15 protein-coding genes are annotated in these 18837 nt (G+C 56.7%); 7 read left to right on the forward strand and 8 right to left on the reverse strand.

All coding sequences use genetic code 11. The features are described 5' to 3' along the window. Positions 1-3 precede the first annotated feature (3 nt). From JSS75_13925 to JSS75_13945, 5 genes are read right to left on the reverse strand one after another with little or no spacing between them, the layout of a single operon-like run. Positions 4-1203, reverse strand: a complete 1200-nt coding sequence (locus JSS75_13925; GenBank protein MBS1904800.1) for a hypothetical protein — start codon at positions 1201-1203, stop codon at positions 4-6. 30 nt (positions 1204-1233) lie between these two features. After that, positions 1234-2952: a hypothetical protein gene (locus JSS75_13930; protein ID MBS1904801.1), complete on the reverse strand. Its 1719-nt coding sequence runs from the start codon at positions 2950-2952 to the stop codon at positions 1234-1236. 10 nt (positions 2953-2962) lie between these two features. Beyond that, a complete protein-coding gene (locus JSS75_13935; protein ID MBS1904802.1) occupies positions 2963-4723 on the reverse strand; it encodes an SLBB domain-containing protein in 1761 nt (586 codons plus the stop codon). A gap of 4 nt (positions 4724-4727) precedes the next feature. Next, positions 4728-5798, reverse strand: a complete 1071-nt coding sequence (gene wecB / locus JSS75_13940; protein ID MBS1904803.1) for a UDP-N-acetylglucosamine 2-epimerase (non-hydrolyzing) — start codon at positions 5796-5798, stop codon at positions 4728-4730. 58 nt (positions 5799-5856) lie between these two features. Further along, on the reverse strand, positions 5857-7203 hold the full coding sequence (locus JSS75_13945; protein ID MBS1904804.1) for a nucleotide sugar dehydrogenase: 1347 nt from the start codon (positions 7201-7203) through the stop codon (positions 5857-5859). 278 nt (positions 7204-7481) lie between these two features. Between JSS75_13945 and JSS75_13950 the strand changes: the two genes are divergently transcribed. The 4 genes from JSS75_13950 (at position 7482) to rfaE1 (ending at position 11419) form a co-directional block, all read left to right on the forward strand. Continuing rightward, positions 7482-8345: a helix-turn-helix domain-containing protein gene (locus tag JSS75_13950; GenBank protein ID MBS1904805.1), complete on the forward strand. Its 864-nt coding sequence runs from the start codon at positions 7482-7484 to the stop codon at positions 8343-8345. 92 nt (positions 8346-8437) lie between these two features. Then, positions 8438-8662: a hypothetical protein gene (locus JSS75_13955; protein MBS1904806.1), complete on the forward strand. Its 225-nt coding sequence runs from the start codon at positions 8438-8440 to the stop codon at positions 8660-8662. 135 nt (positions 8663-8797) lie between these two features. Continuing rightward, positions 8798-9706 (forward strand): NAD(P)/FAD-dependent oxidoreductase, encoded by a 909-nt coding sequence (locus tag JSS75_13960; GenBank protein MBS1904807.1) that lies wholly within the window; start codon positions 8798-8800, stop codon positions 9704-9706. A 711-nt stretch (positions 9707-10417) separates the two neighbouring features. Continuing rightward, positions 10418-11419 (forward strand): D-glycero-beta-D-manno-heptose-7-phosphate kinase, encoded by a 1002-nt coding sequence (gene rfaE1, locus JSS75_13965; GenBank protein ID MBS1904808.1) that lies wholly within the window; start codon positions 10418-10420, stop codon positions 11417-11419. A 2-nt stretch (positions 11420-11421) separates the two neighbouring features. Here the strand turns inward: rfaE1 and nadC are convergent, their stop codons facing one another. Further along, entirely contained in the window at positions 11422-12285 is an 864-nt protein-coding gene (nadC, locus tag JSS75_13970) for a carboxylating nicotinate-nucleotide diphosphorylase (protein MBS1904809.1), read from the reverse strand. A gap of 55 nt (positions 12286-12340) precedes the next feature. Then, complete coding sequence (locus JSS75_13975; protein MBS1904810.1) at positions 12341-13768, reverse strand: hypothetical protein; 1428 nt, start codon at positions 13766-13768, stop codon at positions 12341-12343. A gap of 78 nt (positions 13769-13846) precedes the next feature. On the opposite strand from JSS75_13975, the gene JSS75_13980 reads away from it, so the two are divergent. From JSS75_13980 to JSS75_13990, 3 genes are read left to right on the forward strand one after another with little or no spacing between them, the layout of a single operon-like run. After that, entirely contained in the window at positions 13847-14611 is a 765-nt protein-coding gene (locus JSS75_13980) for a biotin--[acetyl-CoA-carboxylase] ligase (GenBank protein ID MBS1904811.1), read from the forward strand. Further along, the gene (locus JSS75_13985) at positions 14608-15366 is read left to right on the forward strand and encodes a type III pantothenate kinase (protein MBS1904812.1); all 759 of its coding nucleotides are present in this window, start codon (positions 14608-14610) and stop codon (positions 15364-15366) included. Before JSS75_13980 ends, JSS75_13985 begins: the two co-directional genes overlap by 4 nt. An 11-nt stretch (positions 15367-15377) precedes the next feature. Next, the gene (locus JSS75_13990; protein ID MBS1904813.1) at positions 15378-16208 is read left to right on the forward strand and encodes a flavin reductase family protein; all 831 of its coding nucleotides are present in this window, start codon (positions 15378-15380) and stop codon (positions 16206-16208) included. A 245-nt stretch (positions 16209-16453) separates the two neighbouring features. On the opposite strand, the gene JSS75_13995 is transcribed toward JSS75_13990, so the two are convergent. After that, the gene (locus JSS75_13995; GenBank protein ID MBS1904814.1) at positions 16454-18673 is read right to left on the reverse strand and encodes a hypothetical protein; all 2220 of its coding nucleotides are present in this window, start codon (positions 18671-18673) and stop codon (positions 16454-16456) included. Between the last annotated feature and the right edge of the window lie 164 nt (positions 18674-18837).

Consider the following 18837-nt stretch of genomic DNA (forward strand, 5'->3'; position numbering starts at 1 on the left):
AATTCAGACTCCGAGCAATGACCGGTCGCGACGGAATTGTTCACCCGCTGCGCGAATCCGAGCCGATGCGATCACGCCCAATGACATGAGAGCAGCCGTACCGAGCAGTGAAATGAGCAAGATGATCGACCGTTTCGGTCTGCTCTTCTTAATAGGCGGTATTGCCCTATCGAGCGTAAGATAAAGCAGCGTCTGCTTGTTCTCGTCCATTTTCGCCTGTTCGTACGATGGGAGCAGAAATGCTTTGAGCTTGGACTGGATCTCGACCTCGCGAGTCAAACGGAGATAGTCGAGTGCGACATCCGGCATAACGTCGGTCGGGACAAAGTAACTCTTCGCTTCTTTATCCATGCCGGTCTTCAGATCGTCGAGCTTCGAGCGAAGTTCTCCGAGCTGGGTTCGCAGTGCATTGGCTTCCGGCGACTCAGAACCATAGATCTGTTCGGCATTTGCAAGCTGGATCTCCGCCATATAGCGTTGCTGCTCGAGCGTACCGAGAACGGTAAGCTGAGCTTGGGCTTGCGACTTGAGCTCGTAGACTCCGTATTTGCGTTGGTAGGCACCGAGAGCCGCATCGGCCGAGTCGAGGTCTGCAAGCAGTTTGTTGTACCGGCGTTCGATATATGTGCGATTGAACTTTGCTTCTTCGATCGCCAGATTTGAGTTCACATCATTGAGAAGATCGACGAGCCGGTTGGCCACCATTGCCGAACGCTTCGGGTCGGTATCCTCGAACGACACCGAAATATTGCCCTCTTCAAGCACATCGACGGACTCATGTTCACCAAATTCCTTCCGCGCGTCTTCGATAGTCTTCGATTCGTAAACCTTCATCAGGTCGAACTCCTTGATGAGTTTTTCTTGCACCGTGCGGCTCGTTGCGATCGCGAGCGGACTGTATGTATTGTCGGCTTTGCCCTTTCCTGCAAGCGGGGTGAGCCCGAGATCTTTAATTGTGCTGGAAAGACCGGAAGTGAGGTTATCCAGCAGCCCGCCCGGTTTGCGCGCCGGGACGACATTTGCTTCGGCCTTGTACCATATCTTTGCAAATACAAAGAGATACACGGCTGTCGCCGCCGTTACGACCAGCGTTGTAACGATGATCAGTGTCTTATGACGCAACAATAACGCGATCGACTCGACCCACGCTTTGCGTGCGGGTTCTATCGAGGTCGATCCGTGATGTTCGAATTGGTCAGTCATGAGTCCTCCGAATAAAATTGTCCGTCATGCTTAAAACAATGCGCGTGCACCCAGCGAGATCTGTCCGTAGGGTTTTTCGAGCGGGTTTGCCGGCGTCCCCGCCGGATAATCCACCGAGCGATTCAGGACCGAGCCCACGAGCGAGATCCCACGCCAGAGTTCGTATCGTGCCGTCGCTTGCAACGTAAATGTATTCACGCGACGGCCGTTCAAGATCGAATACTTACGTGCGCCGTCGGCATCCGACTTGATTGAAAGTTCATAATCACCACCGGCATTATACACAAGCACTCCGGTGCTGTCGTAGATGTTCTCACCATGTGCCACATACAGCATGGTTGCTTCGAGTGCGAGCTTTTCACTCGGTGCCCAGCGCAGCATGCCCCACCAACTGATCGAGTTCGGGCCGATCGCTGCGCCGATGACTTGCCCACTCGTCGTGAACGCGTTCTGTGTGTTGAAGTGCGTATACGTGTACGGCTCGACACGTGTATGTTCGAGTGCGACATCGACATCGCGAAGCCCGAACGGTGCCGCCCACATTGCGCCGATCTGCCATGCAAACTTATTACTCCAGAACCCTGTCCCGATCTTGCTTGCGACGATATCGTCGAGCAATCCCTGTCCGCGAAGTTCGACACCGTCGGTCACGCGCCACCGAGCATGCATCCCGAGCAAGCCGTTATCGCGGTCGTTGAGCGATGCCTCGACCGTCTTGAGAAATGTGAACGGGTTGATATACGCAAGATCGAATCTTCGCGAGAAGATTACCATATCCGTAAAACCGATCTCAACTCTGTGACCGATCTGAAACGTCAGGTCGTGGATGGTAAGGTATTTGGGATCGATGTACGCCCCGGCACCCGTAGCGTAATAGACGGAATCCGGCGGAACGCTCCAACGTGCTTCGCCAAGGAGCGATGCAACGGTCGCCGTGTAACGAACCGCACCATAATGAGCACCGATACTTACAAAATCCGGCATCTGGATATCCGGCGACACGATCACATTATTCCCCTGATAGCTGCCGCCGAAGGCGATCGGCTCACGCGCGATCTTTGCCGTAAACCAGTCGTATGTATACGACAGCTCGCCGGTCGTGTTGTCGAAGAACGTGTGTGTGTAGTACGCGAAATTCTTATTCCGTGCGATCGACGGATCCTCGGCCGTGACGGTCGAATCGCCGAACGTCTGACCGTTGGTGGTCTCCATATAGTAACCGACGTGACCGCCAAGCGTCCCACTGAACCGCCCGCCGATCACGCCAAGCTCGGCGCGGCCCGTTTCCGGTTTCGTGCGGTTGCGCACCTCGAGCGTGGCGATGCCGTGTACTTGCAGGTCGCTCATCGTCGAATCGTCACGCCAGCGATAAAGGTATTTATCGTCATCGGTCGGGATGCCAGCAAAAAGCAAATCGTCCGCACTATCGGCAGCAAAGAGCGTGACTGCCCGATACGGCTCTCGTGCATACGTCCGGAGATATTTCTGTAACTGAGCGTTCTCCGACACCGAGAGTTCTTGCACGGGTACGGCTTGAAGAAATCGCACCACATCGTGTTCGCTCATCGGCAGCACCGCCTCGCTGAAATCATCGATGAGTCCGCGCACGCTCAGATGGCGCAGAAAGTCGTACACATCTTCACCGATCGCGACCTCTGCGACACCCCGATGTGGTCCGGTCTGCACACGCTGCGCCTGAACAAGCGAAACGCTACAGGCGAGTATGACGATCGCAACGAGTATTCGCATGTATCGGTCGTTACTTCTTGAGTACGAGCACGAGTGAGATGATACCAGTCACTGCATAGACGACCGTGCTGACGATGCCGACGATCGTTTGCGTCTTTTGCAGATCGTATCCGGATGGATAGAGATGCTCCTGCGGAACATAGATCTCATCGCCAGGATCGACGGTTGTTTCCTTGGGTTTGAGCCACTGACGCGTACGTGCTTTAATCACGCGGGTCCCGTCGGGCACGCTCCCTTCGGCATACCCACCGGCAAGATTCACATAGTCATTGACCGATGCTCCCGGATGATACGGAATGTACCCGGTGCTGCCGACGTATCCCCAGACGTACACCGAGTTCGGCGTTACCGGGATCGAGATCACATCGCCGTCACGAAGTGTAATATCCGCATTGGCATCGCCCTTCTCGAACAATCGTACCATATCCACCGCGACATAGGGGTTGCGTACCTGCGTCAGGAAATGGAAGTTCGCGGTATCTTCGACCGTAAGATTCGCAAGCCGCCCGACGAGCTTCGCTTCGTCCTCGGCAGTAATGTCCTTGTTATCGATATCGATCTTCTTACGGGTCACCGAGCCGCCTGCCAGAAACGCATTCGGCGTAAAGCCGCCGGCCAATCGGATCACATCCGACAACTTCGTCCCGGTCCGCATGATCGGATATACACCGGGGTAACGAACTTCTCCTTTGACAATGACTCGCGAAAGCTCGCGTTGATCGGGTGTATTGCGCACGAACACACGGTCACCTGCCTGCAATTCGATATCGGTCGCTGTGCCGTTTTTGATCGACTCGCAGTTCACAGTCGTCGTCGTCGAGCTTATCCCGTCGGTATTCATGCGAACGAGTTCGACACGCGTCAGATCTGCGCCGTCGGTGGGGCCGTAACATGCTCTGACCATTGCCCAAAGCGAATCGCCGTTTACAAATTCGTAGTCGCCCGGCGCCTTTACCGATCCATAGACTCCGATCTGACCTTCGAGCGTCTTCTTATACGGCACGTAGATGACATCGCCTTCGCGAAGCAACGGACAAAACCGGGAGTCATGTGTCGCATTGAAACGAATGAGATCGACACGTTCGCTCGTGCCGTCGGAATGTGTGACAACGATATTGCGGAGGCTGGCTGTTTTATCGTTTGCATCCCCGAGGTATGGCTTCAAGCGGTCTTCTTCGCGCTTGCGTTTTTGTTGTTCGAGCTGAAACGCCTGGTCGCCGATGACGGTGGCACGCTCGACCGGTTTGTTCGCAACTGCGACCGCGACCGAGGCACGAGTACCACCATTGTAGGTATAGACTCCTGGAGTCTCGACCTGCCCAAACACACTGACGATTACGCGTCGCGGTTGCGTGAGTGTCAATGAGAAGATCGGGTTATCACCGCTCGCACGCCTGAAATCTTTTTCCACTTTCACGCGCACTTCGTCTTTGATCTGCGCAAGTGTCTTGCCCTTGGTATCGAATGCTCCGATACGAGGAATCGCCAACACCTGGTCGGCCGAGACCATCAGTTGCTGGGCATCGTTGCTCGTCCAGGAGCGATACATCAGTATGTCACCTGGACCCATGTGATATTCGGACGGATCGACAGCGCCGTCGAAGACGAGCGCATCAGGCTGGAGTGTCGGTGACGTTTTGTCCGGCAAAGATGCCGTGAGTGTCGGCACCGGTGAGTTCGTACCGCCGCCGCCTGCCGGAGCCGTGAACTGCGCGCGCGATGCCGCAGCCCAGAGCAGCACGACGACTAAAATGGAAATTCGTTGCTTCATCATATCAAACGATCTTCTCCTTCAAGACTGCGAGGATGCGCTCGCTTGCACGACCATCCCAATGTTCGGGTACACGTGCGTTCTTCCATTGCCCCAGCATCGCTTTCTGCGTGAGTTCGAGAATGCGAGTGATATCGAGGCCAACAAGTTCGTTCGTACCGACCTCGATCGTGCACGGACGCTCGGTGTTCTCTCGCGCGGTGATGCACGGCACGCCCAGTGCCGTCGTCTCTTCCTGCACACCGCCAGAATCGGTGACGACAACGGCAGCGGCATCCTGCAACGCAAGAAAATCAAGATAGCCGAGCGGTTCGATGAGTTCGAGTGCCGTGTTCGCGGCAACGCGCGCAGCGAGTCCGAATTCTTCGAATCGTTTACGCGTGCGCGGATGTACCGGAAATACGATCTTCGTCGTAAGCAGCGACATCTTCTCGAAGAGATCGACGAGCAGCGTCAGGTTCGCTTTGTCATCCACGTTGCTCGGCCGGTGCAGGGTCACGAGCGCGAACTGCTTCGACGCAATACCGAAGCGCGATGCTAGCGAAGCGAATTTCCTCTGCGCAGCGTCACGATACTTCACCACCGAGTCGATCATCGTGTTTCCAACGTAGAACACTCGCGACTTATCGATGCCCTCGTGCTCGAGATTCTTGAGCCCACTCGGTTCTGTCACAAAACACAGATCGGAAAACTCATCGGCGACGATGCGGTTGATCTCCTCAGGCATGCCGCGATCGAACGAGCGCAGCCCGCTTTCAATGTGCCCGAGCTTCACGCCTGCTTTCGCTGCGACGATGGCAGCCGCGAGTGTCGAGTTCACATCGCCGGCTACGAGCAACAAGTCAGGTTTCTCGTCGCGGATGAGCGCTTCCATCTCGATCATGACTTTCGCCGTCTGTTCGGCATGCGAGCCGCTGCCGACACCGAGGAACACCTCAGGCTTCGGCATATCGAGATCGGCGAAGAATACGTCCGACATGTTCGCATCGTAGTGCTGGCCCGTGTGCACGAGCAGCGTTTCGAAACGGTCGTTCGCCTGCGCGCGAAGCACTGCGAGCACGGGCGCGACTTTCATGAAATTCGGCCGCGCTCCGACGACGAGAATGATCTTCTTCTTGGTAGTCACGCGCGGATTACTTGGTCATTCCGGAGCCGAGCAGCACGATCTTTTCGCGAAGCTTGGGGTCGGTGATCTTCTTCGTCGCATTGCGCGTATCGATCACGAGCGAGGCGTTCTTCACAATCGCTTCATAATCGTACTGCGTATGATCGGTCGTGATGAGCACGATATCAAAGTTCTTGATGGACTTGTCGTCGAACGGCACGGACGCGAAGTCGGTACCCGCGACGTTGACCTTCGCGACGAACGGGTCGTTGACGGTGATGTTCTTCAAGCCGTCGAGTAGCAAGAGCTCGATCACTTTGAGCGCCGGTGAGTGGCGCGTATCATCAACATCCTTCTTGAATGCCACGCCGAGCACGAGCACGTTCACATCGGTGATGCTCTTCGGCAGGTGCGCCACTTCATGGATCACCATGTCGCGCACGTAGAACGGCATCGACTCGTTCGTCTCGGCCGCAAGTGTGATAAAATTCGTTTCGAAATCGTAGGCGCGGGCGTACCACGACAGATAATATGGGTCGATGAGGATGCAATGCCCGCCGATCCCCGGACCCGGGAAGAACGGCATGAAGCCGAACGGCTTGGTGGCAGCGGCCTCGACGACCTCCCACATATTGATGCCGCCCATGCGGTCGCAGAGCTTCGCCAGCTCGTTGACGAGCGCTATATTCACCGAGCGGAAGATGTTCTCCAAGAGCTTCTCCATCTCGGCAACCTTGGGGCTCGAGACAGCGATCACCTTCGCGATGATCTGCTCGTTGGCAAGTACCGCAAGCTTCGTGCAATCGGCGCTGACGCCGCCGCAGACGATCGGCGTGTTGGCCGTATTAAACTTCTGATTACCCGGATCGATACGCTCGGGACTGAACGCAAGGAAGATCTCATCGCCGACCTTCTTCCCCGTTGCTTCCAGGATCGGCTGCACGAGGCCTTCGGTCGTGTTCGGGTAGGTGGTGGACTTCAGGATGATGAGCTGCCCCGCGCGAAGATTCGCGGCGATGGATTCGGCAGCGCTCTTGATGAACGAGACGTCGGGTTCTTTATTGTCGGTGAACGGGGTCGGGACGCAGATATAGATCACGTCGAGCTCGCCCGAACCATCGAAGTTCGCTTGCGCCGAGAACATGCCCGTCTTCACGACATCAGCAACGACGGCGTCGCTGATATCCTGAATGTAGTTCTTGCCTTGGGCGAGCGAATCCGTCTTGCGGCGGTCGAGGTCGATGCCGACGGTGCGGAAGCCTTTGGTGGCGAATTCCACCCCGAGCGGAAGCCCGACGTACCCCAGACCGACAACGCCGATCCGGGCCGTTTTCGACCTCAGCTTCTCTTCAAGAGCCTGTGCGTACTTGTTCACAAAATCCAACGTGCCAAAAGGTTATCCAACAGCAACATGGGCCAAAACCTCCCCATCCGGCCCCCGGAGGAATCTGTAACGGCAAGGGGGGGGATTCGTTACGGGAAGAGCGGTTGGGGCCATCTTTTTGACCATTTTTGCCCTTCCGGTGGCTGAAGGCACCCCTGAGCCCGACAGCAATGCCCAGTCGAGGCCAAAATGACGCATCTTGGGTGCCTATTTCCACAAATATTGTGTTCGAGCCACTGACAGGGGACTGTTTTTCCCTACGCCCAGCCATGAAGAAGATCCCGATCCGCGCGATCAAAGACGCAGAGAACAGCTTCAATCCGCTGCGCAGCTTCAGCATCCGCGAGCTTGACGAGGTGCTGGCAGGTCGCAGCATGGAGCAGGACCTCCACCGCCACAGCTTCTTCTTCATTCTTGCCGTCAGAACGGGCACCGGCTCCCACGAGATCGACTTCACTTCCTACAAGGTCAAAGACCGCACCGTGTTCCTCGTTCGGCCGGGACAAGTGCATCAGCTCTCGCTCACGGCAGGCAGTACCGGATATGTGCTGCAGTTCAGCGCCGATCTCTACTCGACGGCGGATCCGGTCCTGCACCGGCTGGTGCGTTCGGTCAGCCACACGAACCGATGTCAACTCAGCGAGAAGGCATTCGAAAAGATCGCTGCCATTCTCGGCGCCGTTCGTGAGGAGTATCGCGAACGAGCTGCAGGGTATGAGGACATCATCAGAGCGAACCTCAGCATCTTCTTCACCGAACTGCTGCGACATGCGAGCAGCGCGAACCGCCCTGCTCCGAGTGCGACACACTACGCTCAGCAACGGCTCGACGAACTCTTCGAACTTCTCGAGGCCCACATCGCAACACGCAAGCGAGTTGCCGAGTACGCCGAACTGCTGCATCTGTCGGCCTATCAGCTCAACGCCGTCACGAAAGCCACGCTCGGGAAGACCTGCTCCGAGCTGATAAACGAACAGATCGTACTGGAAGCGAAACGGCATCTGCTATCCACTTCGGAACGCATCAAAGAAATAGCGGTTCTTCTCGGCTACGAGGATCTGTCGTATTTCATCCGGTTCTTCCGCAAGCACACCGGCTATACACCGGAGGCGTTTCGGCAGAAGTTCAGATAAGTCCTGTTCAACTGCACGTTTGTCCTACAACACGGTCCGGCCTCGCACGTATTATTGTGCATCGATCAACTATGCACAAGAAACCGACTACTATGAAAACGAAAGCAAGACTCATCGCATCGCTGAAGATCTGGGTGGTCATCTACCCGTCGATCACCATCTTCCTGATCCTCTTCGGGCAGGCGCTGTCGGCCGTTCCGATCTACATCCGGACACTCATCCTGACGGTGTCGCTCGTTCCCTGGATCGTGTTCGTCGGTGTTCCGTTCGTGGATACCGTTCTCAGCATGTTCTCGCCGAAGAGTACGTCGAAGTGAGGAGCGATCGGCATCTGAACACGAATGTCGTTCATGCCCACGTCACTCGGGTGCGAAGCAAGTACGCAGTGCGAGATCGCATCTTCGGGCGGCGTGGGTGCATTTCAACTCTATGAATATCTAACCGGCATATCAATGACACCTGACATGATATACGACGTGATCATCGTCGGAGGAAGCTACAGCGGACTTGCGGCTGCAATGGCGTTGGGCCGAGCATCGAGGCGAGTGCTCGTCATCGACAGCAAGAAGCCCTGCAACCGCCAGACGCCGCACTCGCACAACTTCCTTACGCACGACGGCGCACCGCCGGCCCAGATCGCAGCGATCGCCAGAGAACAGGTCGAGCAATACAGCACCGTCGAGTTCGTCACCGGCGTGGCGATCGCCGGAGCCATCACACCGCATGGTGTTCGGATCGGCATTGCATCGGGACGATCGTTCGATGCGAAGAAACTGATCTTTGCGACCGGCATCGTCGACGAGATGCCCGACATTCCGGGCTTCGCCGAATGCTGGGGCATCTCCGTTCTGCATTGCCCATACTGCCACGGCTACGAAGTGCGCAACGAGAACACCGGCATCCTTGCCAACGGGGACGCTGCGTTCGAGTTCGCTACGTTGCTCTCACAGTGGACGAACGAGCTGACGGTCTTTACCAACGGTGCGTCAACGCTGTCGCCCGAGCGATCGGCAACGCTCGAACGTCACGGCATCCGCATCGACGAATCGGAGATCGATTCGCTTCAACATATTGACGGACATCTGCAGACCATGATCTTCAAGAACGGAACGGCAACAACGCTGAAGGCACTGTACTCACGCAGACCATTTCGCCAACATTGCACGATCGCTGAGACATTAGGCTGCGAGCTGACGGATCAAGGCTACCTCAAGATCGACGCGACGCAGCAAACAACGATCCGCGGCATCTACGCCAGTGGCGACAATACCACCCCGATGCGTACCGTAGCGAACGCTGTCGCCACCGGGACCGCCGCAGGAATGCACGTCAACAAAGAGCTCATCCATGAAGCGTTCTAAGGGAACACGGGACTCCGGGGCGGATCGTCACCCTTCATAGTTCATGGCTCGCAGTTTATGTTTCCTCGATAGGTGCCTCTTTTGTTAAATCTCACAAATAAGCACTTAGCCTATTGACAAAAGGGACATATTTCCGTATATTTGTACCGTGAAATATGTACAACACGGCCATCGGCCCAGAGTGTCAAAACGTCCGCTTCGGCGGACGTTTTCGTTTGGGGTGGTTGGTGGTGTGTGCACAATCATATTGTTTGATTGTAATGGGTTATGGACCCAATTTCCGGATTTTCGTCTCGCGGGACCGCACGTCATTCTGAGGTCGCCTCGACGCCCGAAGAATCCATTGAGGTGCACCACGAGCTTCCGTCCACGCCCGAAGGGATTCTTCGCTTCGCTCAGAATGACAAGCATGATCCCTGGCTCTGAGCGTCCGGAGGACCGAATGACACATAGACCCGGGTTTCAACCCGGGGCGGGGGTTGGTGGTTGTTCCGCTGAAGGGATTCTTCGCTTCGCTCAGAATGACAGGCATGTTGACGAGTGATGCACGTCCGGAGGACCGAAGGAGAGTAGCCCACGATTTCAATCGTGGGCGGGGCTTGGGTGTGGCACCGATGCCTCGGTGATGTCCGAACGAGGACGGACTAAGAGTCCGTCCTACTGGCTCAGGCGACAGGCAATTTTACGCACCGCTACCGTGTTCATTTCGCAATGCTATCACAGACCTTTTTAGAATCGCTCGAGGGGGCGTTTTCGAAGGCGCGGATCGCCGTGGTGGGCGATCTGATGCTCGACCGCTACCTCTTCGGATCCGTCTCGCGCATTTCGCCCGAAGCGCCGGTGCCGGTGCTCGATATTCATCGCGACGAAGCCCGCCTCGGCGGCGCGGCGAACGTCGGGCATAATATCCATACGCTCGGCGCGACGCCGGTGCTGATCGGTGTCGTCGGCAAAGACGGTAAAGGCGAACGGGTACGCAAGCTATTGCAAGAGATCGGTCTCTCGACCGAAGGTGTGATCTCGGACTCCAGCCGCCCGACGACCGTCAAGACGCGCGTCGTTGCCGGATCGCAACAGATGCTGCGCATCGATCACGAGAAGAAGCATCCGGTGCATGAGAGTGTCGAGGACGAGATCTTCGGGATCCTTGCTACGCAGATCGGTACGCTCGATGGTATCATCCTCGAGGATTACAACAAAGGTGTCTTGTCAACGAAGCTCATCCGAAAGATCGTTGAGCTTGCGAACACGAATAACGTCCCGGTGTTCGTCGATCCGAAGCATGATAATTTCTTCGAGTTCAAACGCGTGACGGTCTTCAAGCCGAACAAGAAGGAGATCGAAGATGCGCTCGGCACGAAGCTCTCGAGCGAGGAGCAGATATTACGAGCAGGCTTCAAGCTGCTCGAGATGCTACAGGCCGAAAACGTCCTATTAACGCTGAGTGAACGCGGCATGCTGCTTTTCGAAGACGGTGAAAAGGAGCCGTTCTCGATCCCGACGCGTGCACGTCAGGTTGCCGATGTCTCGGGTGCAGGCGATACGGTCATCGCGACGCTTGCTGTTGCGAAGGCCTGCGGCGCAAGCGTTCGCGAAGCGGCAATGATCGCAAACCGTGCGGCAGGTCTCGTTGTGGAAGAGCTCGGCATCGTGCCGATTTATAAGAAGCAGTTGTTCGAGGCGCTCTACGAGGACGTGAACTCGGAGGCGTAGTCCTACTCGATCTCGAGTGAAATATCCAGCCCCGTCACCGAATGCGTAAGGGAGCCGACGGAGATGAGGTCGACGCCGGTTTCGGCAATTGCTCGGACGTTTGAGAGGTTCACTCCGCCGGATGCTTCGGTCTCGAACGTGCCGACATTACGCTTGACGCCTTCGGCCAATTTGTCGAGCGGGAAATTATCGAACATGACACGATCGATGACACCGACGCCGCGTTCGAGAACGGTCTCGAATTGCGCCAAAGTTGTTACCTCGAGTTCGATCAGAAGCTGGGGATGGGACCTGCGGTAGTTGCGAAGTTTTTCGATCAACACGACAAGGTCGCCACCATTAGCGGCAATGTGGTTATCCTTCACCAAAATCATGTCGCCGAGGGAGTATCGGTTGTTCGTCCCGCCACCGGCCCGTACAGCCGCCCGATCGAACGGCCGGAGTAACGGCGCGGTTTTTCGCGTATCGATAATGGTAGCGTTCGTCCCGGCGACCGCATCGACGAATTTCTTGGTCATCGTCGCGATGCCGCTCATTCGTTGCAGGAAATTTAGCGCAACGCGTTCGGCGCCGAGCAGAATGTCGAGCGGCGCGTTGACGAACGCAAGCTTCATTCCATGCGTCACCGGGTTTCCGCTCGAAACGAGGAGCTTCGTCGCGACCGCATCACGTCGGGCACTGCGTTCGGCATAGAGTCCGAAGACCTCGAGCGCAATCTCCATGCCGCTCAGCACGCCATTCGCCTTTGCAAGGAAATAGGCGTTGCCCATGATGGCAGGATCGACCGTGGCTTCGCTCGTCGGGTCGCCGGCGCCGGTGTCTTCGTCGAGGGCGGCGATGATGATGTTGCGTTCGTCTTGCGTCATAGAATCATTTATTATTGGGACGGACACTTGGTCCGTCCGCGCCACTATTCATTGACTATTCAAAAAAGTCTCGGTGTACTTTCTTCAACGCTTCCACGGCTCTGTCTTCGTCGAGCAAAACCACGAGGCTGCTCTCGACCGGAAAGACGGCACGCACCGGGAAGCTGCGAAGCGAGCGGAATAGCTTTTCGCGGATCGAAGTGAGATCCTGCGTCGCGTCTTTCGTACGCACAAGGAGCGACAATGCGGCGAGCGGCTTTTCTTCCTGTAGCTCGTAGCCGGCATCCTTGAGTGCACGATACAGCGCGCGGCGTTCGTCGCGACGGAAGGAGATTGTGATCTCGGTGTCGCTGGCCCAATAGTAGAACGCCCGGTTGAGCGCAAAGGCCGGAATGCCTTGCGTCTTGTTGTACGCAAGCTGCGCCTCGCGCGAACGCTTGCGACGCTTGGCTTCGCCTTCGGGCATCGGTCGAACGTAGACGGTCGCGATGTTCTGTTCGAGCGCCAACGCGATCGGCTTCGGCGCCCTGACGGCCGCTCCGCTCGACGCGGCGATGACGGTTCCAAGCGGCGGCGACTTCGGCTCCGGCGACGTGACGCGTACGATCGTCTTATGCCGCGCATCTTCGCCGAGTAGCGGACGCGCCACGTTCTGGAACAGCGCACGCACGCCGCGACGGCCGAGCTCGTCGGCCTCTTCGAAGGAGAGATGTCGGATCGCTTTGGCTTTCGTGATGTGCTCGGGGTCGCCGGTGTAGATGCCGCTGACGGTTTTCCAGATGACGACCTCGCTGGCCTCGAGTGCACGGCCAAGCAGGGTCGCAGTGAGGTCGGAGCTTTCGCTTCCCATCGTCGTCTGGTCGCCGTCCGGTGTGCCACCGATGAAGCCCTGCGTCAGGACTACCCTGCCCGCATGCAGATGAGGCAGCACTCGTTCTTTGATACGATCGCGGATAAGCTCGGCATTCGGCGTCGCTGCGGTGTACTGGGCATCAGTGATGATGATCTCGCGCGCATCGACAACCTGTGTCGAGATGCCGGCATCTTCAAGCAACGCACCGATGAGCGCCGTTGCAAAGTATTCGCCTTTCGAGAGGAAGGCATCGAGCGTTCGCGGCGAGAGTTCGCGAGTGATCGTGACACCTTCTACAAGACGAGCGATCTCGGCAGCGAGCGAGTGAAACTTCGAAGTTGCTTCGCTATACGCTCGTTCGCCGAGGTCGAGCGACTCGGCAAGCTGCTGATGCCGTTCGATGATGCGCTCGAGTGTACCGCCGGCAAAAAGGCTCTTACCGCTTTCGGCATCTTCAGCGATCGAACGCAAGCGACGCGTCGTATGACCGATGGCCGAAACGACCACGACGAGTCCGCCACTCGTACGCTTACGCGACTGTTCGTCAGCCGTTTTGCGCACGATCTGCACCATGCGCTCGAGTCCGCGCACCGAGCGTGTGGTTGCTCCGCCGAATTTGTGTACGATCATTGTCGGCAAGAATAAGAGATTGTATTCGTATTTAGTTCGCGATTGCGACGCTAGTAGTCGTAGATTTGTAGCTTGAATATGTGGAATGTCCAGACCTTTACCGAACTGCCGTCAACGCAGACGCTAGCCCGCGATCTGCTCGCCAGCGGATCCGCCAAACATGGCGATGTGTTCGTCGCATTGCATCAGTCGGGCGGTCGCGGCCAATACGAGAGCCGCACCTGGCACGACGAGCCCGGTACGAACCTTTTGCTCTCGCTAGTGCTAACCGACGTGGAGCTATCGGTTATCGATCTGATGCAGTTCGTCACGGGCCTGAGCGTCGTCAGCACATTGCGGACACTCCTCGAGCAGCGGCTCTATCATTTCGAGAACGATCGGATACGATTGAAATGGCCGAACGATGTACTGCTCGATGGGAAAAAGATCTGCGGGATTCTGAGCGAAGCAAGTTGGGTCGGCCAGACGCTCAAAGGACTCGTCATCGGCATCGGTCTGAACGTGAATCAAGAGTTGTTCGATCGTACGATCGCTGCTCGCGCGACCTCACTGCGCAATGTGCTTGGCGATATCCTCAAGCTCGAGGACATCCGCGACCTGCTTCTGACAACGCTGCAATACACGCTTCGGGCATACACCGATCGTGCGAAGCTTCTTGGTGATATTCGAACGGAGCTCGGCTGGATGAGCAACCTCGAACACGTGAGTGCACAGCAGCCGGATGGGAATGTCCTGGAAGCGATCCGTATCCTCGGCATCAACGACCGTGGTGCGTTGCATATTTCCTCTGCAGACGGTGTTAACATGACACTTGATTCGGCAACACTGAGTTACGACGGATGATACTTGCTGTTGATATCGGGAATACGCGAACGACGTACGGGGTCTTTGGTGAGAACGAACTTGCCCATTCCTTCTCGCAACCAACCGCGTCGTTCACTGCGCACTCTATGAATTTGGCAGAGGAGCTACTGGCAATCGGTGTCCCGAGCGACGTGCTCATCGCCTCCGTAGTGCCAGCAGCAAGTCCCCGCGCACATGAAGAGCTTCAGCGGCTCTTCCCCAGCGCACGAGTTCGGACGCTGAAGAACACCGACGTGCCGATCATCAACCGCTACCGTCATCCTGAGCAGGTCGGCATCGACCGGCTGCTTGGCTCGCTTGCGGGGCATACGCTCTACGCTAAAGCGCATCACAAACCGTTGATTGCGATCGATCTCGGTACGGCAACAACATTCGATTGCGTTACCGTTGCGGGCGAGTATCTCGGGGGCGTGATCGCCTTGGGCATTGAGTCGAGTGCGAAGCATCTTTCGAGCATTGCAGCCCAGCTTCCCCCTGTCGATCTTACGTTTCCCGAGCACGCACTCGGACGCTCAACGATGGAGAGCATGCAATCCGGGATCCTCTATGGCGCTGTAGATGCTATCGAGGGCATGATCCGTCGATTAACGACGGATGGCTTTGGCGGAGGCACACCGGTGGTTGTCGCGACTGGCGGGCTCGCACATTTGCTTCGAGGACACACGACCATCATCGATCATATCGATAGCGCACTCGTTCTTCGTGGGATCGCTCTCACATATTCTTCACTATGAGTTCTTCGTTCATGAAACAGACGTTCGATCCCACGGTACTCTCACATCCGGAAACTCACCGTCTTTTGCTCGGCGGGGTCGCACCGCGTCCGATCGCATTCGTATCGACGATGGATGCTGCGGGCAACGTCAATCTCGCGCCGTTTAGCTTCTTCAATGCATTCGGCGTGAATCCGCCGATCGTCTGTTTCAGTCCGGCCTTCAGCGGCAAGACCGGCGCCCCGAAACACACGCTGTTGAACCTGCTCGAAACGAAGGAGTGTACGATCTCCATCGTGAACTACGAGATGGTCCACCAGGCAAGCCTTGCCTCCGCTCCGTTCGAGCGTGGCGTCGATGAGTTCGTCAAAGCCGGCTTTACCAAACTCCCCTCACAGCGCGTGGCTCCGCCGGGCGTGGCTGAAAGCCCCTTCGTGATGGAAGCTAAGTTGGTCCAACATGTCGATTTCGGCGGCAAGCCCGGCAGCGCGAACATGCTCATCTGCGAGGTGCTATTGATGCACATCAATACCAATGTGATCAACGAGGCGGGCGCGGTGGATCCGCGTTTGATGGATCATGTCGCGAGAATGGGTGGCCCATGGTACACCCGTGCTGCACAAGGGTTGTTCAAACTGCCTCAACCAACAACCATCAAGTTCGGCTTCGACGAGTTACCGGAGGACATCCGAACCAGCCCGTTTCTCAGTGGCAACGATCTCGCGCGATTGCTTGACGTTGAGACGCTTCCCACCTTCCCTCCGTCGTTCGACCCCTCCTCACGCGCAGAACGTCACCAGCGGGCCAAGGAGCTCATTGAGAACGACGATATTGAGTCCGCCTGGAATGTTCTGCTCAAATAGTCTCCGACCTCATCTCTGACGTTTGTAGCGCCTCCCTGCGTTTGTTCGGCATTGACGCTGCTCGTATTTGACTACCGGCATCTATTTCCGTTTTCAGCTACTACAAAAGAAAAACCCTGCCGCATTGGCAGGGTTTTTCGTGAACTCTCTCTGACGGTGAAACTTAGTTAGTTTTTCCAGGCTGAGCTCTCGGGGCACTCTCGACAAGTTTGCCCCGAGATCCCATGCCGTGGAACGTCGTTCAATTAGTCTCTCAAAATCTGAACCTGAACAACGTTCTGATCGAGCGGGTTGGTCGACTCGATCTGGATCGTACCAGCTGCCGGGTTCTGCGCCGAGATGTAGATCTGGCCGAACTGGTTGTTTGCGCGGCTGTAGTAGCTGACCGTGATAGCGTCCGTACCGTCGAATGCATTTGCACCGAAGTTGAACGTTACCGAAGCGCCACCGTTCGGACCCAAGGTTGCCGGGTTCAACGCAAGGCGCTGAACGAGGAACACCGGGATCTGACCGCCAACCTGAGCGAGCTTCTGCGTGATCGGAGCGCCCGTTGAGTTGGTGCTCTGAACCGTCGTCTGCTGGTTAAGCGTGTTGCCGATCGTGATCGTGCCCGTCTGGACATTCACGATCTGCGAGATATTCGTATTCGCATTGTTGCCAACGATGTTCGAATTCACGAGATTGATGTTGTTGTTCGTGAACGTCGAGACACCACCAGTGAAGTTCGAATTACCGTTCTGGTTAAGAACGCCCGTGAGGTTGTTCGTACCATTGAGGTTGTTCGTAAGACCCTGGAGCGTATTGCTGCTGACGCCAGCCTGACCGATGACGTTGGTCGAGCTCGTCGTTGCAAGCGTAATGTTACCCGTCGAACCGAGGGTACCGTTGACCTGCGTGTTGAGCAGGGTCGTGGTGCCGAGGGTTTGTACGATGGTGCCTGCATGGGTCGTCGTACCGTTGATCGTCGTGTTACCATTGTTGGTGATCGACGAACCGTTGATCGTCGTAGCACCGGTGGTGTTACCGAGCGTAGCGGTCGAACCCGGCGTCGAAGCGAGCGTCGTGTTGCCCGTCGAGCTGAGCGTACCCGTGATCGCGGTGTTACCCGTGATGTTCACAGCACCGTTGAAGTTCGAGGCAAGGAACGTGTTGTTCGCATTGCCATTGAGGCTGTTCTGATTGAACGCGGTTGCAACCGTGATCGGAGCGGTCGGCGTGGAGCACCACGACGAGAGCGTCTGAACCTGAACGTTGCTTACGCAGAAGCTGGCGCTCGGCGGAAGTACAATCGCGCCGTTGACCCACAACGTACCATTGACGGTTGCATTGTTGAGCTGTGTCCAACCCGAGATCGAGAAGTCACCATTGACGATACCTTCGAAATCCGTCGGGATGTTGAAGCCCGTCGGGATACCGGACGGAGCGACCGGCAGAGCGAGGTTCGGTGCGCCGTCGATGATCAGCTTATTGCCGTTCGAAGCCGGAAGTGTACCGAAGTTCGACGTACCGTTGAAGCGGTTCGAGCTGCTTGCACCACCGAAGCTGTTGGTCGTGCTCGCCGTGCCAAGATTCAAGTTACCGGTATTGCTGAGCGTACCGGTGATCGCCGTATTACCGGTGATATTCACAGCGCCGTTCTGGTTGAGGACGCCGTTCATATTGTTGGTATTCGCCGTGATCGTGTTCGTGTTCGTCGCGATCATCGAGTTGTTCAAACCGGTGACGGTATTGTTGCTCGTACCGGCATTACCAACGGTGTTGTTCGTACCGCTGTTCGTACCGAGGGTCGCATTACCCGTGCTACCGACCGTTCCGTTAACCTGAAGGTTACCGTTGACCGTCTCGTTGCCGTTGACGTTCGTGGTACCGTTGATGGTGTTGGAACCGGCGACTGCAGCCGTGATGGTGTTGTTGAGGCCCGTGATCGTGTTCGAGCTCGTACCGGAGTTACCGATCGTGTTGCTCGAACCGGCGAACGTACCGAACGAATTCGAAGCGCTACCGACGAGGTTTGCATTTCCACCGGACTGGCTGAGCGATCCGACGATCGTCGTATTGCCGTTGATGTTGTGCGTACCGTTGAAGGTCGTCGTACCGTTGACCGTGTTGGTGCTCGTACCCGAACCGATGTTGTTCGTCGAGCCGGCGTTGGTGCCGACGTTGTTCGTCGTTGCGTTCATCGTTGCCGTGAGGCCAGCGATGTTAACGGTCGAGTTATTGGCAGCCGAACCGATATTGATCGTGTTGTTCGGGCTGGTGCCGGTCGAACCGATGTTCACATTATTGTGAATCGTCGTCGTGCTGACGCCTGCCGTACCAACGGTGTTCGAACCGCCGACGGTCTGCGCAGTACCGATATTGTTCGTCTGGCCCTGAATATTGTTCGTGACGCCGCTGATATTGTTCGTCGAGGTTGCGAGCGTACCGACGTTGTTGACACCGCCGACAGCCTGGGTCGTGCCCATGTTGTTGGTCGGAGCCTGAACGTTGTTGGCGGTNNCGTGCCGGTCACGTTGTTCGTTGCACCGGTGACGGTGTTCGTGCTCGTGCCTGCGTTACCGATCGTGTTGATCGAACCGGAGTTCGCGGTACCAACATTGTTAGCCGGAGCCTGAACGTTGTTGGCGGT

The organism is Bacteroidota bacterium (assembly GCA_018266755.1).
Classification (GTDB): domain Bacteria; phylum Bacteroidota; class Ignavibacteria; order Palsa-1295; family Palsa-1295; genus JAFDZW01.